Below are 16812 nucleotides of genomic sequence, written 5' to 3'. Positions count from 1 at the left end.
GCGGAGCTACTCGATCCGGCTCAGTAGCACTTTGTCGATGCGGCGCCCATCGAGGTCGAGCACCTCAATGCGCCAGTTCTCGCTGTCGACAGTCTCGCCAACCTTTGGCAGGTGGTTGACGAGCGAGAGCACGTAGCCGGCAACCGTCTCGTATTTGGCATCGCGTGGGATGGAAACGCCCAGCCGGTCGGCGAATTCGTCGACCGGCATCCAGCCCGCAACGATATAGCTGCCGTCCTCGCGCCGGATGACAGCGGGCTCCTCTCCGTCCTCCTCCTGGAATACGCCGGTGATGGCCTCGAGAATGTCGCCAGAGGTGATGATGCCTTCGAAGTGGCCGTATTCGTCGAAGACCAGCGCCATATGGACGGTCGAACGACGCAGGGCATGGATGACGTCGAGAGCGCTGGTGTGGTCCATGACCACCGGCGCGGGTTCGACAAATTCGCGGATGTTCAGCGGCTCTTCGGTAGCAAAGACCTCAATCAGCCGCTTGATCGCCACCACGCCGATGATGGTGTCGGCATCCCCTTCCTGCACGGGAAGGCGGGAGCGGTGGGTCGAGAGGATGGCTTTGCGGATCTCCTCGGGACTGTCGGAAAGATCGATGAGGTCGACATCGAGTCGCGGCGTCATCAGGCCGCGGGCCGAGCGGTCCGCGAGGCGCATGACGCCCGAAATCATCGACTGCTCTTCGCGCTCGAGGACACCGGCGGTCGTTGCCTCAGAAATCAGCGTGCGCACCTCTTCCTCGGTGACCGACTCCTCGCGCTCTCCGTGCTGGCCGATGAGCCGCAGCAGGCCCTGACCGGATATGTCGAGCAGCCAGACCACAGGCGCGGCGACGATGGCGATGAAGGCCATGAGCGGCGCGACGCGGGCGGCGATGCGCTCGGGATTGCGCAACGCGATCTGCTTGGGCACCAACTCCCCGACAACCAGCGACATATAGGTGATGGCGACCACGACGACGCCGACACCGAAAAAGTCGGAAGCGCCTGCCGGCACGCCGATGGTGCGCAGCCATTCGGCAAGCCTCAAGCCCAGGGTTGCGCCTGAGAAGGCGCCGGAAAGGATACCGACCAGCGTGATGCCGATCTGAACCGAAGACAGGAATTTGCCCGGATCTTCTGCAAGCCGCTGCGCAATGGCGGCGCCCTTGTCACCCTGGTCGATCAGCACGCGCAGCCGCGCCGAACGGGAGGAGACCACCGCCAGTTCCGACATGGCCAACAGGCCGTTGATCAATGTCAGGACGACGACGATAGCAATCTGAATGAACAAGGGCGTGAGGGTGTTGCGCGACCCGCACTCGGCATCGGGTCACTCGGGCACACCATTAGATAAGGCAATTGGGCCGGGTTCGCCACCGGCCATACGAGGAATCTCTATCCGATCCTGCGCTTGCCCGGATCGTCATAGGGATTTTTGCTCGACGCGCGCACCCAGAGACGGATGGGCGTGCCCAACAGTGCGAACGCCTCACGCAGACCGTTGACGAGATAGCGCTGGTAGGAGGTGGGCAGCACATCGGGGCGCGAGGCAAAGAGGATGAAGCTCGGCGGGCGCCTCTTGGCCTGGGTCATGTAGCGCAGTTTCAGCCGGCGCCCCGAGACGGCCGGCGGCGGGTGGCCCTCGACCATGCCGGCGAGCCAACGGTTGAGACGCGCAGTCGAGACATGGCCGTTCCAGGCCTTCTCGATCTCGAAGATGGCGTCCATCAGACGATCGAGATTGCGGCCGGTGAGACCCGAGAGGGTCAACAGCGGAATGCCGCGCAGCTGCGGCAACAGTCGCTCGCAGGCCTCCTTGAGAGCCGCCAGAGTTGCGGGCTTGTCCTCGATAAGATCCCACTTGTTGACGGCAATGACCATAGCCCTTCCCTCGCGCTCGACGAGGTCGGCGAGCTGCAGGTCCTGCTTTTCGAAGGGAATGGTCGCATCGAGCATAAGCACCACGACCTCGGCATACTGGATCGTGCGCAGCGCATCGCCGACGGCGAGCTTTTCGAGCTTCTCGGTCACACGGGCGCGACGGCGGATGCCGGCGGTATCGACAAGATTGATGACCCTGCCCTGCCATTCCCAGGGCACGAGAATGGAATCGCGGGTGATTCCGGCTTCCGGGCCGACCAGCACGCGATCCTCGCCGACGAGGCGGTTGACGAGGGTCGACTTGCCGGCGTTGGGCCGCCCGACGATGGCGACGTTGAGGTAGCGGCGGGGGTTCCAGCGTAGCGTTGCCTCTTCGCCCTCGCCTTCGAGCTCGCTGTCGTCGATATCGACGTTCACCTCGGGCATCGCCTCGATTTCGGGGGCGCCCTCACCCTTTGCCTCGGCGGCCCTGTCGATCGCCTCGGAGACGATCGAATGGAGGTCGGCCATGCCCAGGCCATGCTCGGCCGAGAGCGGTATGGGTTCGCCGAATCCGAGCCTGAAAGCCTCGACCAGCCCCGCCTGCGCCTCGCGCCCCTCGGCCTTGTTGGCAATCAGGTGCACATCCTTGCCGGCCCGGCGCAGCACCTGGGCGAAGCGCTCGTCGAGCGGCACGACGCCGGCGCGCGCATCGATCATGAAGAGAATGACGTCCGCCTCGCGGATGGCGAGCTCGGTCTGCTGGCGCATGCGATCTTCGAGACTGCCGTCCCTGACGTCCTCGAAGCCGGCGGTATCGAGGACACGGAACTTGAGGTCGGCGATCCGCCCCTCGGCCTCGCGCCGGTCGCGAGTGACGCCGGGCGTGTCGTCGACGAGCGCGATCTTGCGCCCGACCAAACGGTTGAAGAGCGTGGACTTACCCACGTTCGGCCGGCCGACGATGGCAACAGTGACGGTCATGGCATATCCGGTCGGCGGCCTATTCGGCCGCCGGCACCTCACCCTCCGCCGGTGCTTGCGGGGTCGGCTCACCGGCCTCACCCGCAGCTTCGGCCTCAGGATCGATGTCGCCCTGGGCGAGGAGTTGCGCGAGATAGAAGCCCGCGCGCTGGCGCTGGCTGTTCTGCGTCAGTGGGTCGTTGAGAATGGCCTCGAAGGTCGCCTGCGCACCGGTCGTCTCTCCAGCCTTGACCTGGGCCAGCCCGATGGCCTCGCGCGCGGCATTGCGCAGCGGATTGCCTTCGACGGCGATGGCGGCGACGCGGCTTTCGACTTCCTCGAGGGTTCCGGCATCGACGAGCAGATTGCCGGCCATCACCAGCGCCAGTTCCCGCAGGCGCGGATTGGACTCGCTGGTAGCAAGCGCGTCGTAGGCGGCAATAGCCGCTGCAGCGTCGCCACTGGCGGCGAGCAGGCCCGCCTCACGGAAGCGCGCGAGCGTCGGATAGCCCCCGGAACCGGTCGCCGCCAGTTCCTCGAGCGCGGCCTGGGCCGCCTGAGTGTCACCGCCGTCGGCCAGCTCCAAAGCGGCATAGAGCCGATCGGAAGATGCGGCAGCCCGTGAGTTCTGCCACCAGGCCCAGCCCTCGTTGATGGCCACGAGCAGGACGATGGCAACCGCTGCGCCGATGACATAGGGCCCGAACTGCTGCCAAAACCTGCGCATACGGTCCGAGCGCAGTTCCTCGTCGACTTCGCGGAAGATGTTGTCGTTGGACATTTGGGCCTTTGCGAGTGGGCTACACAGAAAGTGGCGGCACAATAGTGGCGCGCATTGGCGATTGCAAACGGCGCGGCGCGCAGATCGGGAGAATTCCTGAGGTTTCTCGGACGGGCGGCTGCCCCGCAAGGCCGCCGCCCGTCCGAGGTCAGCGCCTGGTGGCCCGCAGGCAAAGAAACAGCGGGATTTCAGCCTGCGCCAACCGTGCGGCCCTGGCCTCGTCGCGCTGGTTGGCGAACCCTCCCGCCACTTCGCGTAGGGCATCGACCACGAGGCCGTTGCCAGCAAGGGCCGAGACATAGGTCTCGAGTGGGCGATGGTAGCTGCGCGTCGTGCCGCGCCGTCCGTCCCCATATTCCTGCATGGGGATGTCGAGCGGGGTCAGGTAGCGGTCGATACGTCGGAACTGCAGCCGCCGTCCTTCGTCCCAACCCCAGCCGCTCTGGCGCGGAATGCGGAAGCACGGATGGGTCATGAGCAACACCAGCCGGCCGCCAGGCTTCAACGCCCAGGCGGCGGAGGCCAGCGCCCCCTCCAAGGGCTCGATATCCTGGATGCTGAGAAGGAAGGCAGCCGCGTCGAACGTGCCCGCCCGCAAATCGGGCATGGCAGCGAGGCGCGTCGCGTCTCCAACGACGAAGCGAGCATCGCCGCGATGATGCTTGCGGGCATGGGCGATGAGCCTGGCCCCCAGGTCGACGCCGGTGTAGGCAGCGCCGGCTTTCATGATAGCGGGCGCGAGCGCGCCGGCACCACAGCCGATGTCCAGCACGCCTTCACCCGGTTGCGGCCGCAAGAGGTCGATCAGCGCCGGAATGGCGAGCCTCTTATGGTGCCGGCTGCCTTCAGGACCCGACCAGCCGACATACCAGTCGGCGACGGCATCCCAGCTCCGGCTGGGTCTGCGGTTATGTTTGATTTGCACGGAAACGTCCTCATGCGTCTTCTCCGGCTCGCGTGGTGGAGAGAAGATGCGCGGACGTCCTGCAGGGCCCGATTGGCCTTGCGAGCACGATGAAGGGCTCGGGCACACGCTCAAAGCGCGCGCCTCAGGCTCCGTGAAGAGTTGGTGGGAGCTCGGGCGCGAACCTTAGCGGCAGGACGCCGCGGAAAAGCGAATGCGCACGACCGTGCAGACAGTCATCGAGAAATATCCTTGCATAATGCGGGCAACATAGGCGGGTGCAGCGGTTCCTGCAAGCGTCAGGCGCCGAACCGGGCCAGCAGGTCGCGCGCGGCCATCGTCTTGAATCCTTCGAGCACGCGGGCCGCCTCGTCGGCCGGCAAGACGATAGCCATGCGCACGGCAGCGGCGAGGAGATTCATGGCCAGCAGGGCATAGCTTTTGACCTCCGTCTTGCCGGCGGGCACGCCTATGCGCAGCATCACCCCCTCGAACTGCGCCACATGGGCGGCGGTGTCCTCGGCGTCGATGTTGCGAAGGGCCTTGTCGGCCTGCGTGGCGAACCAGATGTCCCGCGTTACCGGATAGTCCTGGAACATACCATAATACTCGTCGACGACCTGCTGGAGCGCCTGCGCCAGTCCCGGGAGGTCCTGGACCTGACCCATGATCCGCTCGACGCAGGCAAGGGCCATTTCGTTGGAGCGCTCGGCGAGGGTGCGGATCACCGCCGACTTGTCCGGAAAGTACTGATAGAGCGAGCCGATCGAAACCCCTGCCCCCTCCGCAATATCGCTCATCCTGACCGCGTCGCTGCCACGCTCGGCGATGAGGTCGGTCGCGACGGCAAGGATCCGTTCCACCCGCTCACGGCTGCGCTGCTGGGTCGGCATCTTGCGCGGCTGGGAAGGCAAAGCCTGCGTCATCGTCATCACCACCCGTCCGATTTCGTGTTGACTCAGATAATATGAGGATTTATCACATTTAGCAAATATGAGTATTCCTCATGTTTTTTGAACCCAGGAGATGATGATGACTGCGAACAAAGAGACACCTGCCCCGATCCTTGTCGTCGGCGGCAATGGCAAGACCGGCCGGCGCGTCGCCGACCGGCTGGATGCGCTCGGCAAGCTCGCACGAATCGGCTCGCGGAATGCGGAACCAGCGTTCGACTGGGAACGGCCGGAAACATGGGAGGCCGCACTCGCCGGCGCCTCGGCTGCCTATGTCACCTACTATCCGGATCTTGCAGTGCCCGGCGCGCCGGAAGCGATCGAGGCGTTTACCAAGGTCGCGCTCACAAACGGCGTGAAGCGGATCGTGCTGCTGTCCGGGCGCGGCGAGCCGGAAGCGCAGCGCAGCGAAGAGATGCTCAAGGCCAGCGGCGCCGACTGGACGATCCTGCGCTGCAGCTGGTTTGCACAGAACTTCAGCGAGGCCTTCCTGCTCGAGCCGGTCCTCTCGGGCGAGGTCTACCTGCCTGCCGGGCCGGTGCCGGAGCCGTTTGTCGACATCGACGATGTTGCCGACGTCGCGGTCGCTGCGCTGACGGAGGATGGTCATGTCGGCAAGCTCTACGAACTGACCGGCCCCGAAGCCATCACCTTTGAGACGGCTATCGCCGAGATCGCCCGCGCGACCGGCCGCAGCATCCGTTTTGCCAAGTTACCGGCCAGCGAGTTCGCCGCGGCCCTGCGCGCCGATCATGTGCCGCAAGTCATCATCGACCTGATGATGCTGCTCTTTACCGAAGTGCTCGACGGCCGCAATGTCGCGATCGCCGACGGCGTAGAGCAGGCGCTCGGCCGCCCGGCAACATCCTTTGCCGATTATGTCCGGCGTGCAGCCGCGAGCGGAGTCTGGAACCAGGAGGACTGACCAATGGACTGGATTTTCACCCTCGCCTTCGCTGGCGCACTCGGCAGTGGCCTGATGGCCGGAATGTTCTACGTCTTCTCGTTCTGCATCATGCCGGCGCTCGGGCGGCTTTCGCCCGAAGCCGGCATCCGCGCCATGCAGGCGATCAACGTCACCGTACTGGTTCCGATCTTCCTTGGCGTTTTCCTCGGCATGGCGGTGCTGGGCCTCGCCGCTATCGTCGTCGGCGGCTTCAACATCGGGCATCCGGCCGGCTGGGCGTTGATCGCAGGCGGCCTCTTCTACGTCCGGGGGCACCATGGTCCAGAACGTGCCGCGCAACGACGCCCTCGCCAAGGTTGCGCCCGAGAGCGCCGAGGGAGCGGACATCTGGCAGCGGTACCTTTCGGAATGGACCTTCTGGAATCACATCCGCGCGCTCGCCGGGTTCCTTTCGCTGGCGGCGTTTGTCTATGCCGCGGCAGAGGCCTGACAATTAGCGGCTAGCGTAGCGGCGTTTGAATGATTAGAATTGCCACATGCATGACAAATCGTCCAGCCTCCGCAACAGCCTGCCCATGGACCCGCTGAGTGAGGTCCTGCAGGACTTCCGCATGACCGGCGTCAGATATGGCCGCTTCGAAATGGTACAGCCCTGGGGAATCCACTTTCCCGAGCAGCCGCTGGCGCGGTTCCATTTCGTCGGCAGTGGGCCATGCTGGCTCCACACCGAGGCCGGAGGATGGATGGAGCTGGCGGAGGGCGACATCGTGCTTCTGCCCAAGGGCATCCCGCACGAGCTTGCCGGCGCCCCCGAATCGCCCTGCAAACCAGTGGACTACAGCCAGATGGATTCGTTCGGGGGCATCGTCTATTGCCTGACCGAGACCGGTGACGGTCAGGCCACCACGCTCTTTTGCGGCAGCATGTCGCTCGAAGCGCATGCCTTCCACCCCCTTCTCGACCTGATGCCGCAGGTCATCCGCGGCTGCGAAGTGATGGCGCGCGATCCGGTGATTGCAGCGCTCCTCGAGGCGATGAGCCAGGAAGTGGGCCAATCGCAGCTCGGCGGGGCGACGGTTCTCGCGCGGCTCGCCGATCTGCTGGTTGCCCGCGTCATCCGCTGCTGGGTCAACGGCGCCTGCGAGGCGGCACGTGGTTGGCTGGCGGCCATTCGCGATCCGCAGATTGGCCGGGCGCTGGCGGCGGTGCACCGCGATCCGGGCGAGGACTGGACCGTCGAAACCCTGGCGCGCGTGGCGGGCCTGTCGCGCTCATCCTTTGCCGAGAAGTTCGCCAGTGTCGTCGGCGAAGGCCCGGGCCGGTACGTGGCGCGCTGGCGCATGCGGATCGCCGGCGAATGGTTGAGTCGGGACCACATGAGCGTCGCCGAAGCCGCCCAAAGGCTGGGCTATGAGTCCGAAGCCTCCTTCAGCCGCGCCTTCAAGCGGCTGGTCGGCTCGCCGCCTGGCCTGTGGCGTCGCAACGGCAGCGCCGCGGGTGCAGAGACTTTCGGACGAAGTGTCATGTAATGGAGACTTTCTGTCATTAAACCTCCGAGCGGCACCGACTAGGTTGGCGCCCCTCCCGGAGGTACACATGTCGGAATTTCGTAACTCATCTACTCACGCGAGCGCGCAGGCCGGATGGCCCATGGGCATCTGGCTCGCCGTTCTCTCCATGTCTTTCGCCACCTTCGCCATCGTCTCGGCGGAGTTCCTGCCGGCCGGCCTTTTAACGCCGATGGCCGCCGACCTCGGCATCAGCGAAGGCCTTGCCGGCCAGGCAGTGACCGCGACCGCCGTCGTCGGCGCGGTGGCGGCGCTCTTTGCCAACGTCGTCATCGGCCGGCTCGACCGCAAGCTCGTGCTCATCGCCCTCAGCCTCCTCACCGTCGCATCCAATCTGATGGCGGCTTTCGCCGACAGCTTCGTGATGCTGCTGATCGCCCGCGCGGCGCTCGGCATCGCGCTTAGCGGCTTCTGGTCGCTTTCCTCCGCCGTCGTTGCGAGGCTCGTCGGCATCAACGCCCTGGGCCGCGGCATGTCCATCATCTTCGTCGGCGTATCGCTGGCGACCATCGCCGCTCCGTCGGTCGGCGCGCTGGTCAGCGACCTCTTCGGTTGGCGGATGGCCATGTTCCTGGCCGCGGGCGCGGCTGTGATCGCGACCGCAGTCCAGGTCTTCGCCCTGCCGCGCCTGCCCGCCGCGGCCAGTAATAATCTCATCAGCATTCTGCGCCTGACCGGCCGGCGCGGCGTGCAACTCGGACTTCTGGCTGTCCTCCTGGTCGCCGGTGGCCATTTCGCCGGATTCGTCTATGTGCGCGCCTTCCTCGAGCAGGTGACGCAGATGTCGCCCGCCATGGTCGCCATGACCCTGCTGGCGTTCGGCATCGCCAACTTCTTCGGCAATCTGGTGGGCGGGGCCATCGCCGACCGCAACCAGCGGCTGGGCCTTGCAACCGTCGGCACGCTGATGGGGCTTTCGGCTCTCGCACTCGCCTTCTTTGGCACCAATGCCATTCCCGCCGCAGGTCTTGCCGCCATATGGGGCTTTGCCTTCGGTGCCGGCCCGATCGTGCTGCAGACGGGGCTGGCACAGGCCGCCTCGGACGATCTCGAAGGGGTTGGCAGCCTGATCGTCGTACTTTTCCAGGTCTCCATCGCGACCGGCGCGATCGTCGGGGGCCTTCTGGTCGACAATCTTGGTGTCGCTTATGCGATCGGGTTCACCGGCATCATGGCGCTCGGCGCCGTCGGGCTCGCCGCCGCACCCCGGCGCCAGGTCGTACCGGCCGAGTAGGCCTACTCGTTCGTCTCGACAAGCCAATCAGCGGCCGCGGTCACCACCGCGGCCGTTACGTTCTCGAGCACCGGCTCCAGCGAGCGGCTCCACTGCCAGTGGAGCGGCACGTCGAGAGTGCGACCGGGAACGAGTTCGACCAAGCGTCCTAGCGCAATATGCCGGCGCACCAGCGGTTCAGGGTTCATCCCCCAACCGAGCCCGGCAAGCGCCGCGTCGACGAAGGCCTGGGTGGCCGGCAGCCAGTGGCTCGGCATGGTGAGCGGCCGGCCGACGATGCCGGCGGCCCAGCGCGTCTGCAGTTCGTCTGTGGCGCTGAAGACCAGACAAGGCGCATGGCTCAGCTGCGCTTCCCCGACCCCTTCCGAGAACCAGCGCTGCGCATATTGCGGGCTCGCCGTCGCCAGATAGCGCAATGCGCCGAGCGCGCGCACGCTGCAGCCCTGGACCGGACCGGCATTGGCGGTGACCGCGGCGCCGACTTCACCTCGTCGCAGCCACTCGGCACTGTTGCCTTCATCGTCCACCACCAGATCGAACAGCAGCCCATCGCCGGCTCCGGCCATCGCATCGATGAACCAGGTGGCAAGACTGTCGGCGTTGACGGCGATGCGCAGGCGCGCAGGCGCGCCCGTCGGCATCAGGGCGCCGAAATCGCCTTGGAGCGTCGACTCGAGCAGGCTCACCTCCTCGAAATGCCGGCAGAGGCGCTGGCCGGCCTTGGTCGCAACGCATGGCTGGCCGCGCACCACCAGTACGGCACCAAGCCGCTCTTCGAGGAGCTTGATGCGCTGAGAGACAGCCGAGGGCGTTATGTTCAGTCGCTGGCCCGCCTTCTCGAAGCTGCCGGTTCGCACCACCGCTGCAAGCGCTGCCAAATGGGCATAATCGAGCATGATTTAATTTTGCTAATCCAGAGACAGAAAGTTTAATTTCACTAATCCAGTGCCCGCCATTAGTCAAAGCGTCTCAGCAGAGGCGTTTCATGACCACAGCATTCATTCCCGGTTTCCTGCTCGGCCTCGGCCTGATCCTCGCCATCGGTGCGCAGAACGCGTTCGTACTGCGCCAGGGGCTGCGCGGCGAGCATGTTCTTGCCATTTGCCTCGCCTGCGCGGTTTCGGACGCTGTGCTGATCTCGGCCGGTGTTTCCGGGTTCGGCGCGCTGACCGCCTCCCTGCCCTGGCTCGAGACGGCGCTGCGCTTTGCCGGTGCGGCGTTCCTCGTCGCCTATGGCGTGCGGGCTTTCGTCTCGGCACTGGGCAAAGGCGGGACCCTCGTGCCGTCGAGCCAGGCACCGACAAGCCTCGCCGCTGCTCTTGCCGCCTGCCTCGCCTTCACCTGGCTCAACCCGCACGTCTATCTCGACACGATCCTGCTCCTCGGCTCGATCTCGACGCAGTATCCGGGCGAGGAGGCCGTCTTCGCGGCGGGCGCGGTGGCCGCCTCCTTCTGCTTCTTCTTCTCGCTCGGTTACGGAGCACGCCTGTTGCGACCGCTGTTTGCGCAGCCGGGCGCCTGGCGCGTGCTGGATCTCATCATCGGAGCAACCATGTGCGTCATCGCTCTGCGGCTGCTCGTGCGGCAGTGACGCCGCCAGGGGGGTTGGCAAAGCCCTGCCCCGTCTGCAACTCTCCCGAGCGTTCGATTGGGGGACCGATGCGGCATCACGACCAGGCGACCTATCCGCCGCTCAATACGCTGAAGCCCGTCGCCGAGGATGTCTGGATCGTCGACGGACCGATCATCCGGTTCGGCATGCCCTGGCCCAAAATGCCGTTTCCGACGCGCATGACCGTCATCCGCATCGGCCGCGATCTCTTCATCCACTCGCCGACCCCGCTCACCGGCGAGCTCGCCAGAGAGATCGCCGGCATCGGCGCGCCGCGCTGGATCATCGGGCCCAACCGCATCCACTATTGGTGGATCCCCGACTGGCATGCTGCCTATGACGACGCTCAGGTCTTTCTGGCGCCGCGCATCCGCCAGCAGGCCGGTGGACGGATCGATTTCGAATGTGAGACACTCGACCGGACCAGCGGATATCCCTGGGACGAAGCGCTGGCGACCCTGCCGGTGGTGGGCGAGTACATGACCGAGATGGTGTTCTTCCATCGCCCCAGCCGCACGCTGGTGCTGACCGACCTCATCGAGAATTTCGAGCCGGCAAAGCTCGGTTCGATTCTCATGAGATGGTTGACACGACTGGGAGGTGTGCAGGACCCGGATGGACAAATGCCGCGCGACATGCGCCTCACCTATGCGGCCAACCAGGCGGGACTGAAGGCGGCGGTCAAGCGGATGGTCGAATGGGACCCCGAACGCATCATCCTCGCCCATGGCCGCTGGTACCACAGCGACGGCAAAGCAGAGCTTGAGCGGGCCTTCCGCTGGCTGCGCTAGGATTTCACGTTTCGTGCCGCCAGGCGTCCAGCAGGTCTTCGGTGCGGCAGTCGACGAGTTGCTCGCCGAAACGGCTCCTGTAGATGCGCAGCATGGCATCGTGGGTCTCGTCGGCCGAGCTGCAGACGGCGTCCTCGGGCAGCACGACGCGGTAGCCGAGGTCGACGGCACCCATCACCGTCGCCAGGACGCAGACATCCGTCTCGCCGCCGGTCACGACCAGCGTTTCGACAGCTTCGGTTCGTAATTGCCGGTGAAGCCCGGTTTCGAGCCAGGGGGAGTAGATGGCCTTGTCGACGACACGCGCCGGCGGCACGAAGCGGGCGAGCGGGGCGCAGAGCTCGAGCAACTGGGCCGGCATGCGCTCGCGCGTCATCATGTGCCACTGCTGGTAGTAGGCACGCCAGGCGCCCCTGGCGGCGTCCGCATTCAGCGGAGGGATAAAGCGGGTGAAGACGGTGCGCTGCGGGTTGAGCTCGACGATGGCCTCGATGGCCGGCAAGGTCCGCGCAGCCCAAGGCGTATGCCAGGCGGTCTCCTCCTCGAACATGCGCTGCATGTCGACGCAGATATGCGCGACGTGTCGCCAGGCGATGTCATCGAGGCTAAGAGGCATGGCGGAACCGCCTCGGCATGTGGGGCGGCGGAAACGGACCGAAAAAGGCAAGAGCGTGAGACTGACGGCAGATTTCTTCGCGCGACCGGCGGCAGATGTGGCGGCGGCGCTCATCGGAGCAACGCTCACGGTGGACGGGATCGGCGGTCGCATCGTCGAGACCGAGGCCTATGACGCGACGGACCCGGCCTCGCACAGCTTCAACGGGCCAACGATGCGCAACGGCGCCATGTTCGGCGAGCCGGGGACTGTCTATGTCTATCGGTCCTACGGAATCCATTGGTGCCTCAACTTCGTATGCCTGCCGGGCTCGGCAGTGCTGATCCGCGCGATCGAGCCCCTGACCGGGCTCGATGTCATGGCCGAACGGCGCGGCCTTTCCGATCCCCGGCTGCTCTGCGCCGGGCCCGGTCGGCTTTGCCAGGCCCTCGGCGTCGACCTTAGTCACAACGGACGCTCCGTGCTCGCGTTTCCGTTCGATATAAATGGTGCCCCAGAAGGTTCCCAAGTCGTCGCGGGCGAACGCATCGGCATCTCGCGCAATCGCGAGGCCCCCTGGCGCTTCGGCCTTCTCGGCTCGCGGTTCCTCAGCAGGCCGTTCCGAGGCTGATTTGTGTTAGCGGTGCGACGGCGGAGAAGCCGAGCCGTCGACGGAAATCCTTTCCGCCATTTTGTTCCTGCCGCGGCCGGCGCAGCCAGGTGAGCGCGAACCTTCGGGCGCCAAAACAGTTGAGTGTAGAACCGGGTCCGCGAACGGCCCCGGCGAGCCTGTCACGACCCAGGGAGCGCATACCGTGTATACCTTGAGACTCTACATCCCTCCGGGCGAGCCTCCCACGCCTGAGCCCGAGCCGCCGCCGCTGCCGCCCGACCCGAAGCCGGATCCGGACCCTCGGCCGCAGCGCGATCCGGATCCCGACATCCCCCCGCCCGAGGAACCGTTTCCCAACCCGGACGAGGAGGAGCCGCCCAAATATGTCTGAAACTTCGAAGGTGCCGGCCGAACCTGGTCAACCCGCGGCGCAAGGCACCTTCGCGCCTCAACCGCAAGGAGCCATCATGCCTCTGACGCTTTCCAGTCCCGCCTTCGATGCAAATGGTGCGATACCCGTGCGGCACGCGCGGGACGGCGATAACCTCTCGCCGCATCTGATTTGGTCGGGCGTGCCCGAGGGCACGCTGAGTTTCGTGCTGATCGTCGAGGATCCCGACGCGCCGAACGGCATGTTCAGGCATTGGGGCGCCTTCGATATCCCGGGAGGGCAGACGGAATTGCAAGAGGGGTTCGGCAGCAAGGCCAGCGGCGACGTGCGCTTTGCCCGCAACGATTTCGGTCAGAGCCGCTATGACGGCCCCGAGCCGCCCCGCGGACACGGCACCCATCACTATATCTTCCGTCTGGCCGCCCTCGACGTGAGGGACCTCGGCGTGCCCAACGACACGCCGGTCGAGGACGTCTGGCACGCCGCCCGGCGCCACATGCTCGAAGAGACCGAGTTCGTCGGCACCTACGAGCGCTGATCGCCGGGCCGCCTGGACATCACGACTTCGATTTGTGCTCCGGTTTGCCCTTGCGCTTGGTGGACGCCATTTCGTCGAGCTCCTCTTCGCTCATCGACTCGTACATGGACTTGGACGGGCCCTTGAGCTCGCTCTTCTTGGTGTCGCCACGCTTGGCCGAGAGCGCAGCTCCGGCCGCCTTCTGCTGAGCCTTCGATTTTGCCGGCATCGGCTTGCTCCTTGGTTGTTCCGTGCCAAGGAAACGAGAAAGCCACCGGTTCGGTTCGCCGCCGGACACGCTTGTGTTAGGCCTGGAACCGTTGGCGCTGCGCTCCTGTTTCATTTTCAGCCACCGGAGCTTGCAGTGATGGGTGACGTCATCAATCTTGCAGAAATACGCGCTCGGAACATGGAGCCGGACCCGGAGTGCGTCTGCGAGGACGCCGAGGGTCGGCCGCTCTACTGCTTTGCCATCGACTACCGCTATTCGGGCAGCAACTTCACGACGACTATCTGGGCCTATTCCTGGGAAGACGCAGAGGAGCGCCTGCGGGGCATCCGGCATTCCGGCGCGGTGGTGGGCAAGATCGTTTCCGTCACGCCCGTCTGAGACCACCACCGCTACGCGAACCTGACCTAGCGCTTTTTGGAAAGAAAATCGGCTTCCAGGACTTCGCGCGGGCCGAGGGCTGGATGTTGGGAATCCGAGACCCGGCGGACGGCATAGAGGTGGGAATCGCGGAAGGCGCTGGCCAGCAGTTGCGTGGTGGCCAAGGTCGGATTCTTGCCCATCGCCTCCGCCTCACCCTCGGAGGCGACCACCCGTGCATCGCCGGAAGAACGCGCCCGCACGATCACATCGCCACGGTTGACGGTGCGGTCCCAATTGGTGTCGTCGGGCTGCGCGATGGGTGTCAGCCGGTAGATGGCGGTTTCGACCATCTCTTCCGTCTTCTCGGGATCGGTGACGTTGCGGCCCAGGTCATCCGTATTGTCGTCGAGCTGGCGGCCCTCACGATACTCGGGCGGCCCCTCCTCGGCCCGATAAGGGTGGTCGTGGTCGTCTGACGCTCTACCCATTTGTCGATCCTCGTGTTAACGATCGCGCTCTAGCTTGAGGCAGGAAACCCCGCGAAACCGGTCCCCGCGTTCGCATCCCGCTTTAGACGGGCAATTCCCCTTCCCGCTCAAAGTTCCGCCATTATGCTGCGGACCCGCCGGGCGCAAAGACCGCGAACCAGAGATAGATGAGCGCGAAGGCGACGACGATTCCGATGATGGCGTAGACCAGCACGCGCAGATTCATCAGGCGCCGATTGCCCTGGCGGACTTCCTTGGTCGTTTTATCGGGGTCATAGGTCTTCATAGTAATTTCTCCGCTTGGAGCGAAATCCGCACACGTCGCGGAAGTTCCGAATTTGCCCTGGTGAAGCGGTGGAACTCTCGGGACGACGCCCCGTTGGTGGGGTATCTTCCAAACCCCATGGAGGCGGCCATGAGCGCTACGGGCATAGACGCTTTCGATAAAACCCTGCAGGTCACCAATACCTGGCTCAAGGAGATCATGGAGGACCATGGTCCCGATCGCCAGGTGGCCTGACACATGCTGAGCGCCGTCCTGCATACGGTACGCGACCGTCTGCCGACGGACCTCTCGGCGCATCTGGGGGCACAGTTGCCGCTGCTGGTGCGTGGAACCTATTACGACCAGTTCCAGCCGTCCAAGCAGCCTGTACGATCGCGCACGCTCGATGAATTTCTCGAGCAGGTCGAGCAGGAACTCAAGTTCATCAGGCCGGTGAACACGGTCGAGGCGACTCGGACGGTCTTCAAGGTTCTCTCCCATTACGTCGACCCGGGCGAAGTGCGTAAGGTGCGTGCAGCGCTGCCGGAGCAGGTGCGCGATCTTTGGCCGGATCCCGAGAAAGTGCACTGACAGCAAGCACGCCTGAGCAGGAATGGCTGGCGCGCGATTTGATGGACTCAAATCGCGCGCTTCTCACGCATCCTAGGCATCCCGCTCGTGCTCGATTCCCTCGGCAACCTGCAAAGTCTCATCTTCGGAAAGGTCCGTGCCGCTGACGTTGCCGATCGGTTCGGGATCGTCGGCGGTGTCGGGCTTCTGGTTCTTCAATTGGCGCCGCCAGATCCCGTAGGCGCGCTCGCGGTAATGGATGGCCAGGGCCTTGTACCAGAACTCGTCTGACCGCCCCTCGGGCTTGCCGGCCTGCTCCCAGAGAAAATAGGCCGTGTCGCGCACCGCCTCACGGAAACCATCGAGTTGCTGCGGGTCGTCATAGTGGGGAGCCATCGCTATCGCTATCGTCCTTTCACTTGACCAATTCCCAGCGCACAAAGCGGTTGCAGTCATCTACAATGGACGGCGAAACGCCTGGGCACGCGCACGTGCAGGTCGGCAGGCCTCTCCCATTATACAGTTAACCTGTGTTAATAGGGAGCCGGAGAAAACAGAGTCGACCTACAACAAGACCAGGAGCGCTGCTGGCTAGGGGCTTGTCCGTGCTGCATAGAAGCTGGCCGGAGTGGTGGTTGTGACCGCAACCAATTCCTGCCTCTCGGGTTTTTATCGCGGGAGCCCCATTGCCTGTCCCCAACTGGCTTGTCCCCGAGCCCCGGGGCTCCCGCCCCAAAATCTAGCCGTCTATCACTGGCCGCCCGTTTGAACGCTCCTCGGGCGGCTTTTCTTGTGCGCACACCCGCCGGACAGCCGTCGCCAGACGCGCTGCGGCGCGGCGATACGGGATCGCCGCGCCGCGCATACTTGATCTGCAGCTCTATTGAGGTTGAGGACAGAGACCGGCTTGTACTTGTTCCGGTGTGCAGGCTGCCCCTTCAGGGGGCACCGCCTCTTCGGGCACGGCCTCTTGCTCAGGAGCAGGCACTTCCTCAGGAGCTATCTCTTCTTCAGGGGCAACCTCTTCTTCAGGGGCAACCTCTTCTTCAGGGGCAACCTCTTCTTCAGGGGCAACCTCTTCTTCAGGGGCAACCTCTTCTTCAGGGGCAACCTCTTCTTCAGGGGCAACCTCCTCTTCAGGGGCAACCTCCTCTTCAGGGGCAACCTCCTCTTCAGGGGCAACCTCTTCTTCAGGGGCAACCTCCTCTTCAGGAG

The 16812-nt window shown here is 64.9% G+C and carries 22 protein-coding genes and 1 pseudogene; 12 read left to right on the top strand and 11 right to left on the bottom strand.

Going from position 1 to position 16812, the window contains the following annotated elements; genetic code table 11:
• Positions 1-6 precede the first annotated feature (6 nt).
• The 5 genes from QQK18_RS13895 to QQK18_RS13875 all read right to left on the bottom strand — a co-directional run bounded on the left by QQK18_RS13895 (position 7) and on the right by QQK18_RS13875 (position 5433).
• Positions 7-1284, bottom strand: a complete 1278-nt coding sequence (locus QQK18_RS13895) for a hemolysin family protein (RefSeq protein WP_284340924.1) — start codon at positions 1282-1284, stop codon at positions 7-9.
• Positions 1285-1388: 104 nt separating this feature from the next.
• Entirely contained in the window at positions 1389-2837 is a 1449-nt protein-coding gene (gene der / locus QQK18_RS13890; RefSeq protein ID WP_284340923.1) for a ribosome biogenesis GTPase Der, read from the bottom strand.
• A 19-nt stretch (positions 2838-2856) separates the two neighbouring features.
• Complete coding sequence (locus tag QQK18_RS13885; protein ID WP_284340922.1) at positions 2857-3597, bottom strand: tetratricopeptide repeat protein; 741 nt, start codon at positions 3595-3597, stop codon at positions 2857-2859.
• Between the two features lie 148 nt (positions 3598-3745).
• Entirely contained in the window at positions 3746-4522 is a 777-nt protein-coding gene (locus tag QQK18_RS13880) for a class I SAM-dependent methyltransferase (protein WP_284340921.1), read from the bottom strand.
• 278 nt (positions 4523-4800) lie between these two features.
• Positions 4801-5433: a TetR/AcrR family transcriptional regulator gene (locus tag QQK18_RS13875; RefSeq protein ID WP_284340920.1), complete on the bottom strand. Its 633-nt coding sequence runs from the start codon at positions 5431-5433 to the stop codon at positions 4801-4803.
• Positions 5434-5533: 100 nt separating this feature from the next.
• On the opposite strand from QQK18_RS13875, the gene QQK18_RS13870 reads away from it, so the two are divergent.
• From QQK18_RS13870 to QQK18_RS13855, 4 genes are all read left to right on the top strand, one after another.
• Positions 5534-6379, top strand: coding sequence for an NAD(P)H-binding protein (locus tag QQK18_RS13870; RefSeq protein ID WP_348523231.1), 846 nt, complete (start codon positions 5534-5536; stop codon positions 6377-6379).
• A 3-nt stretch (positions 6380-6382) separates the two neighbouring features.
• The gene (locus QQK18_RS27570; RefSeq protein WP_431307854.1) at positions 6383-6865 is read left to right on the top strand and encodes an anthrone oxygenase family protein; all 483 of its coding nucleotides are present in this window, start codon (positions 6383-6385) and stop codon (positions 6863-6865) included.
• Between the two features lie 32 nt (positions 6866-6897).
• A complete protein-coding gene (locus QQK18_RS13860) occupies positions 6898-7890 on the top strand; it encodes an AraC family transcriptional regulator (protein ID WP_284340918.1) in 993 nt (330 codons plus the stop codon).
• A gap of 67 nt (positions 7891-7957) precedes the next feature.
• Positions 7958-9163, top strand: a complete 1206-nt coding sequence (locus tag QQK18_RS13855; RefSeq protein WP_379994305.1) for an MFS transporter — start codon at positions 7958-7960, stop codon at positions 9161-9163.
• A 2-nt stretch (positions 9164-9165) separates the two neighbouring features.
• Here the strand turns inward: QQK18_RS13855 and QQK18_RS13850 are convergent, their stop codons facing one another.
• Positions 9166-10059 carry a LysR family transcriptional regulator ArgP gene (locus tag QQK18_RS13850; RefSeq protein WP_284340916.1) on the bottom strand — a complete coding sequence of 298 codons (894 nt, stop codon included), beginning with the start codon at positions 10057-10059 and terminating at the stop codon, positions 9166-9168.
• Between the two features lie 89 nt (positions 10060-10148).
• Between QQK18_RS13850 and QQK18_RS13845 the strand changes: the two genes are divergently transcribed.
• Positions 10149-10754 (top strand): LysE/ArgO family amino acid transporter, encoded by a 606-nt coding sequence (locus tag QQK18_RS13845; protein WP_284340915.1) that lies wholly within the window; start codon positions 10149-10151, stop codon positions 10752-10754.
• 68 nt (positions 10755-10822) lie between these two features.
• Positions 10823-11566 carry a DUF4336 domain-containing protein gene (locus QQK18_RS13840; RefSeq protein WP_284340914.1) on the top strand — a complete coding sequence of 248 codons (744 nt, stop codon included), beginning with the start codon at positions 10823-10825 and terminating at the stop codon, positions 11564-11566.
• 4 nt (positions 11567-11570) lie between these two features.
• Here QQK18_RS13840 and QQK18_RS13835 read toward each other — a convergent pair whose 3' ends face one another.
• A complete protein-coding gene (locus tag QQK18_RS13835; RefSeq protein WP_284340913.1) occupies positions 11571-12182 on the bottom strand; it encodes a cysteine hydrolase family protein in 612 nt (203 codons plus the stop codon).
• A gap of 61 nt (positions 12183-12243) precedes the next feature.
• On the opposite strand from QQK18_RS13835, the gene QQK18_RS13830 reads away from it, so the two are divergent.
• The 3 genes from QQK18_RS13830 (at position 12244) to QQK18_RS13820 (ending at position 13703) form a co-directional block, all read left to right on the top strand.
• Positions 12244-12792, top strand: coding sequence for a DNA-3-methyladenine glycosylase (locus QQK18_RS13830; RefSeq protein WP_284341046.1), 549 nt, complete (start codon positions 12244-12246; stop codon positions 12790-12792).
• A gap of 184 nt (positions 12793-12976) precedes the next feature.
• Positions 12977-13165: a hypothetical protein gene (locus QQK18_RS13825; protein WP_284340912.1), complete on the top strand. Its 189-nt coding sequence runs from the start codon at positions 12977-12979 to the stop codon at positions 13163-13165.
• The gene (locus tag QQK18_RS13820; protein WP_348523228.1) at positions 13158-13703 is read left to right on the top strand and encodes a YbhB/YbcL family Raf kinase inhibitor-like protein; all 546 of its coding nucleotides are present in this window, start codon (positions 13158-13160) and stop codon (positions 13701-13703) included. The genes QQK18_RS13825 and QQK18_RS13820 overlap by 8 nt, the downstream gene beginning before the upstream one ends.
• A 19-nt stretch (positions 13704-13722) precedes the next feature.
• On the opposite strand, the gene QQK18_RS13815 is transcribed toward QQK18_RS13820, so the two are convergent.
• Positions 13723-13911, bottom strand: coding sequence for a DUF3008 family protein (locus QQK18_RS13815; RefSeq protein WP_284340911.1), 189 nt, complete (start codon positions 13909-13911; stop codon positions 13723-13725).
• A gap of 138 nt (positions 13912-14049) precedes the next feature.
• Here QQK18_RS13815 and QQK18_RS13810 point away from each other — a divergent pair, with 138 nt between their 5' ends.
• Complete coding sequence (locus QQK18_RS13810; protein ID WP_284340910.1) at positions 14050-14292, top strand: hypothetical protein; 243 nt, start codon at positions 14050-14052, stop codon at positions 14290-14292.
• Positions 14293-14318: 26 nt separating this feature from the next.
• Here the strand turns inward: QQK18_RS13810 and QQK18_RS13805 are convergent, their stop codons facing one another.
• Together QQK18_RS13805 and QQK18_RS13800 are read right to left on the bottom strand one after the other, a co-directional pair.
• Positions 14319-14762 carry a hypothetical protein gene (locus QQK18_RS13805; RefSeq protein ID WP_284340909.1) on the bottom strand — a complete coding sequence of 148 codons (444 nt, stop codon included), beginning with the start codon at positions 14760-14762 and terminating at the stop codon, positions 14319-14321.
• A gap of 121 nt (positions 14763-14883) precedes the next feature.
• Positions 14884-15048: a hypothetical protein gene (locus tag QQK18_RS13800; RefSeq protein WP_284340908.1), complete on the bottom strand. Its 165-nt coding sequence runs from the start codon at positions 15046-15048 to the stop codon at positions 14884-14886.
• A gap of 129 nt (positions 15049-15177) precedes the next feature.
• Here QQK18_RS13800 and QQK18_RS13795 point away from each other — a divergent pair.
• Positions 15178-15618, top strand: a pseudogene (locus tag QQK18_RS13795) (DUF2267 domain-containing protein).
• 72 nt (positions 15619-15690) lie between these two features.
• Here QQK18_RS13795 and QQK18_RS13790 read toward each other — a convergent pair.
• Positions 15691-15993 carry a DUF2934 domain-containing protein gene (locus tag QQK18_RS13790; RefSeq protein ID WP_284340907.1) on the bottom strand — a complete coding sequence of 101 codons (303 nt, stop codon included), beginning with the start codon at positions 15991-15993 and terminating at the stop codon, positions 15691-15693.
• Positions 15994-16504: 511 nt separating this feature from the next.
• Between QQK18_RS13790 and QQK18_RS13785 the strand changes: the two genes are divergently transcribed.
• Positions 16505-16812: hypothetical protein (locus tag QQK18_RS13785; protein ID WP_284340906.1), on the top strand; the 308-nt coding region annotated here is incomplete at its 3' end.

It is taken from the genome of Devosia nitrariae (assembly GCF_030160115.1).
Lineage (GTDB): Bacteria > Pseudomonadota > Alphaproteobacteria > Rhizobiales > Devosiaceae > Devosia > Devosia nitrariae.
This window is presented reverse-complemented; position numbering and strand designations above follow the sequence as displayed.

What these genes read in the sequence shown, in the direction of transcription:
- der (WP_284340923.1), bottom strand. Translation starts at nt 2,837, where the DNA reads ATGACCGTCACTGTTGCCATCGTCGGCCGGCCGAACGTGGGTAAGTCC.
- QQK18_RS13885 (WP_284340922.1), bottom strand. Translation starts at nt 3,597, where the DNA reads ATGTCCAACGACAACATCTTCCGCGAAGTCGACGAGGAACTGCGCTCG.
- QQK18_RS13875 (WP_284340920.1), bottom strand. Translation starts at nt 5,433, where the DNA reads ATGACGATGACGCAGGCTTTGCCTTCCCAGCCGCGCAAGATGCCGACC.
- QQK18_RS13870 (WP_348523231.1), top strand. Translation starts at nt 5,534, where the DNA reads ATGACTGCGAACAAAGAGACACCTGCCCCGATCCTTGTCGTCGGCGGC.
- QQK18_RS27570 (WP_431307854.1), top strand. Translation starts at nt 6,383, where the DNA reads ATGGACTGGATTTTCACCCTCGCCTTCGCTGGCGCACTCGGCAGTGGC.
- QQK18_RS13860 (WP_284340918.1), top strand. Translation starts at nt 6,898, where the DNA reads ATGCATGACAAATCGTCCAGCCTCCGCAACAGCCTGCCCATGGACCCG.
- QQK18_RS13855 (WP_379994305.1), top strand. Translation starts at nt 7,958, where the DNA reads ATGTCGGAATTTCGTAACTCATCTACTCACGCGAGCGCGCAGGCCGGA.
- QQK18_RS13850 (WP_284340916.1), bottom strand. Translation starts at nt 10,059, where the DNA reads ATGCTCGATTATGCCCATTTGGCAGCGCTTGCAGCGGTGGTGCGAACC.
- QQK18_RS13845 (WP_284340915.1), top strand. Translation starts at nt 10,149, where the DNA reads ATGACCACAGCATTCATTCCCGGTTTCCTGCTCGGCCTCGGCCTGATC.
- QQK18_RS13840 (WP_284340914.1), top strand. Translation starts at nt 10,823, where the DNA reads ATGCGGCATCACGACCAGGCGACCTATCCGCCGCTCAATACGCTGAAG.
- QQK18_RS13835 (WP_284340913.1), bottom strand. Translation starts at nt 12,182, where the DNA reads ATGCCTCTTAGCCTCGATGACATCGCCTGGCGACACGTCGCGCATATC.
- QQK18_RS13820 (WP_348523228.1), top strand. Translation starts at nt 13,158, where the DNA reads ATGTCTGAAACTTCGAAGGTGCCGGCCGAACCTGGTCAACCCGCGGCG.
- QQK18_RS13815 (WP_284340911.1), bottom strand. Translation starts at nt 13,911, where the DNA reads ATGCCGGCAAAATCGAAGGCTCAGCAGAAGGCGGCCGGAGCTGCGCTC.
- QQK18_RS13810 (WP_284340910.1), top strand. Translation starts at nt 14,050, where the DNA reads ATGGGTGACGTCATCAATCTTGCAGAAATACGCGCTCGGAACATGGAG.
- QQK18_RS13805 (WP_284340909.1), bottom strand. Translation starts at nt 14,762, where the DNA reads ATGGGTAGAGCGTCAGACGACCACGACCACCCTTATCGGGCCGAGGAG.
- QQK18_RS13800 (WP_284340908.1), bottom strand. Translation starts at nt 15,048, where the DNA reads ATGAAGACCTATGACCCCGATAAAACGACCAAGGAAGTCCGCCAGGGC.
- QQK18_RS13790 (WP_284340907.1), bottom strand. Translation starts at nt 15,993, where the DNA reads ATGGCTCCCCACTATGACGACCCGCAGCAACTCGATGGTTTCCGTGAG.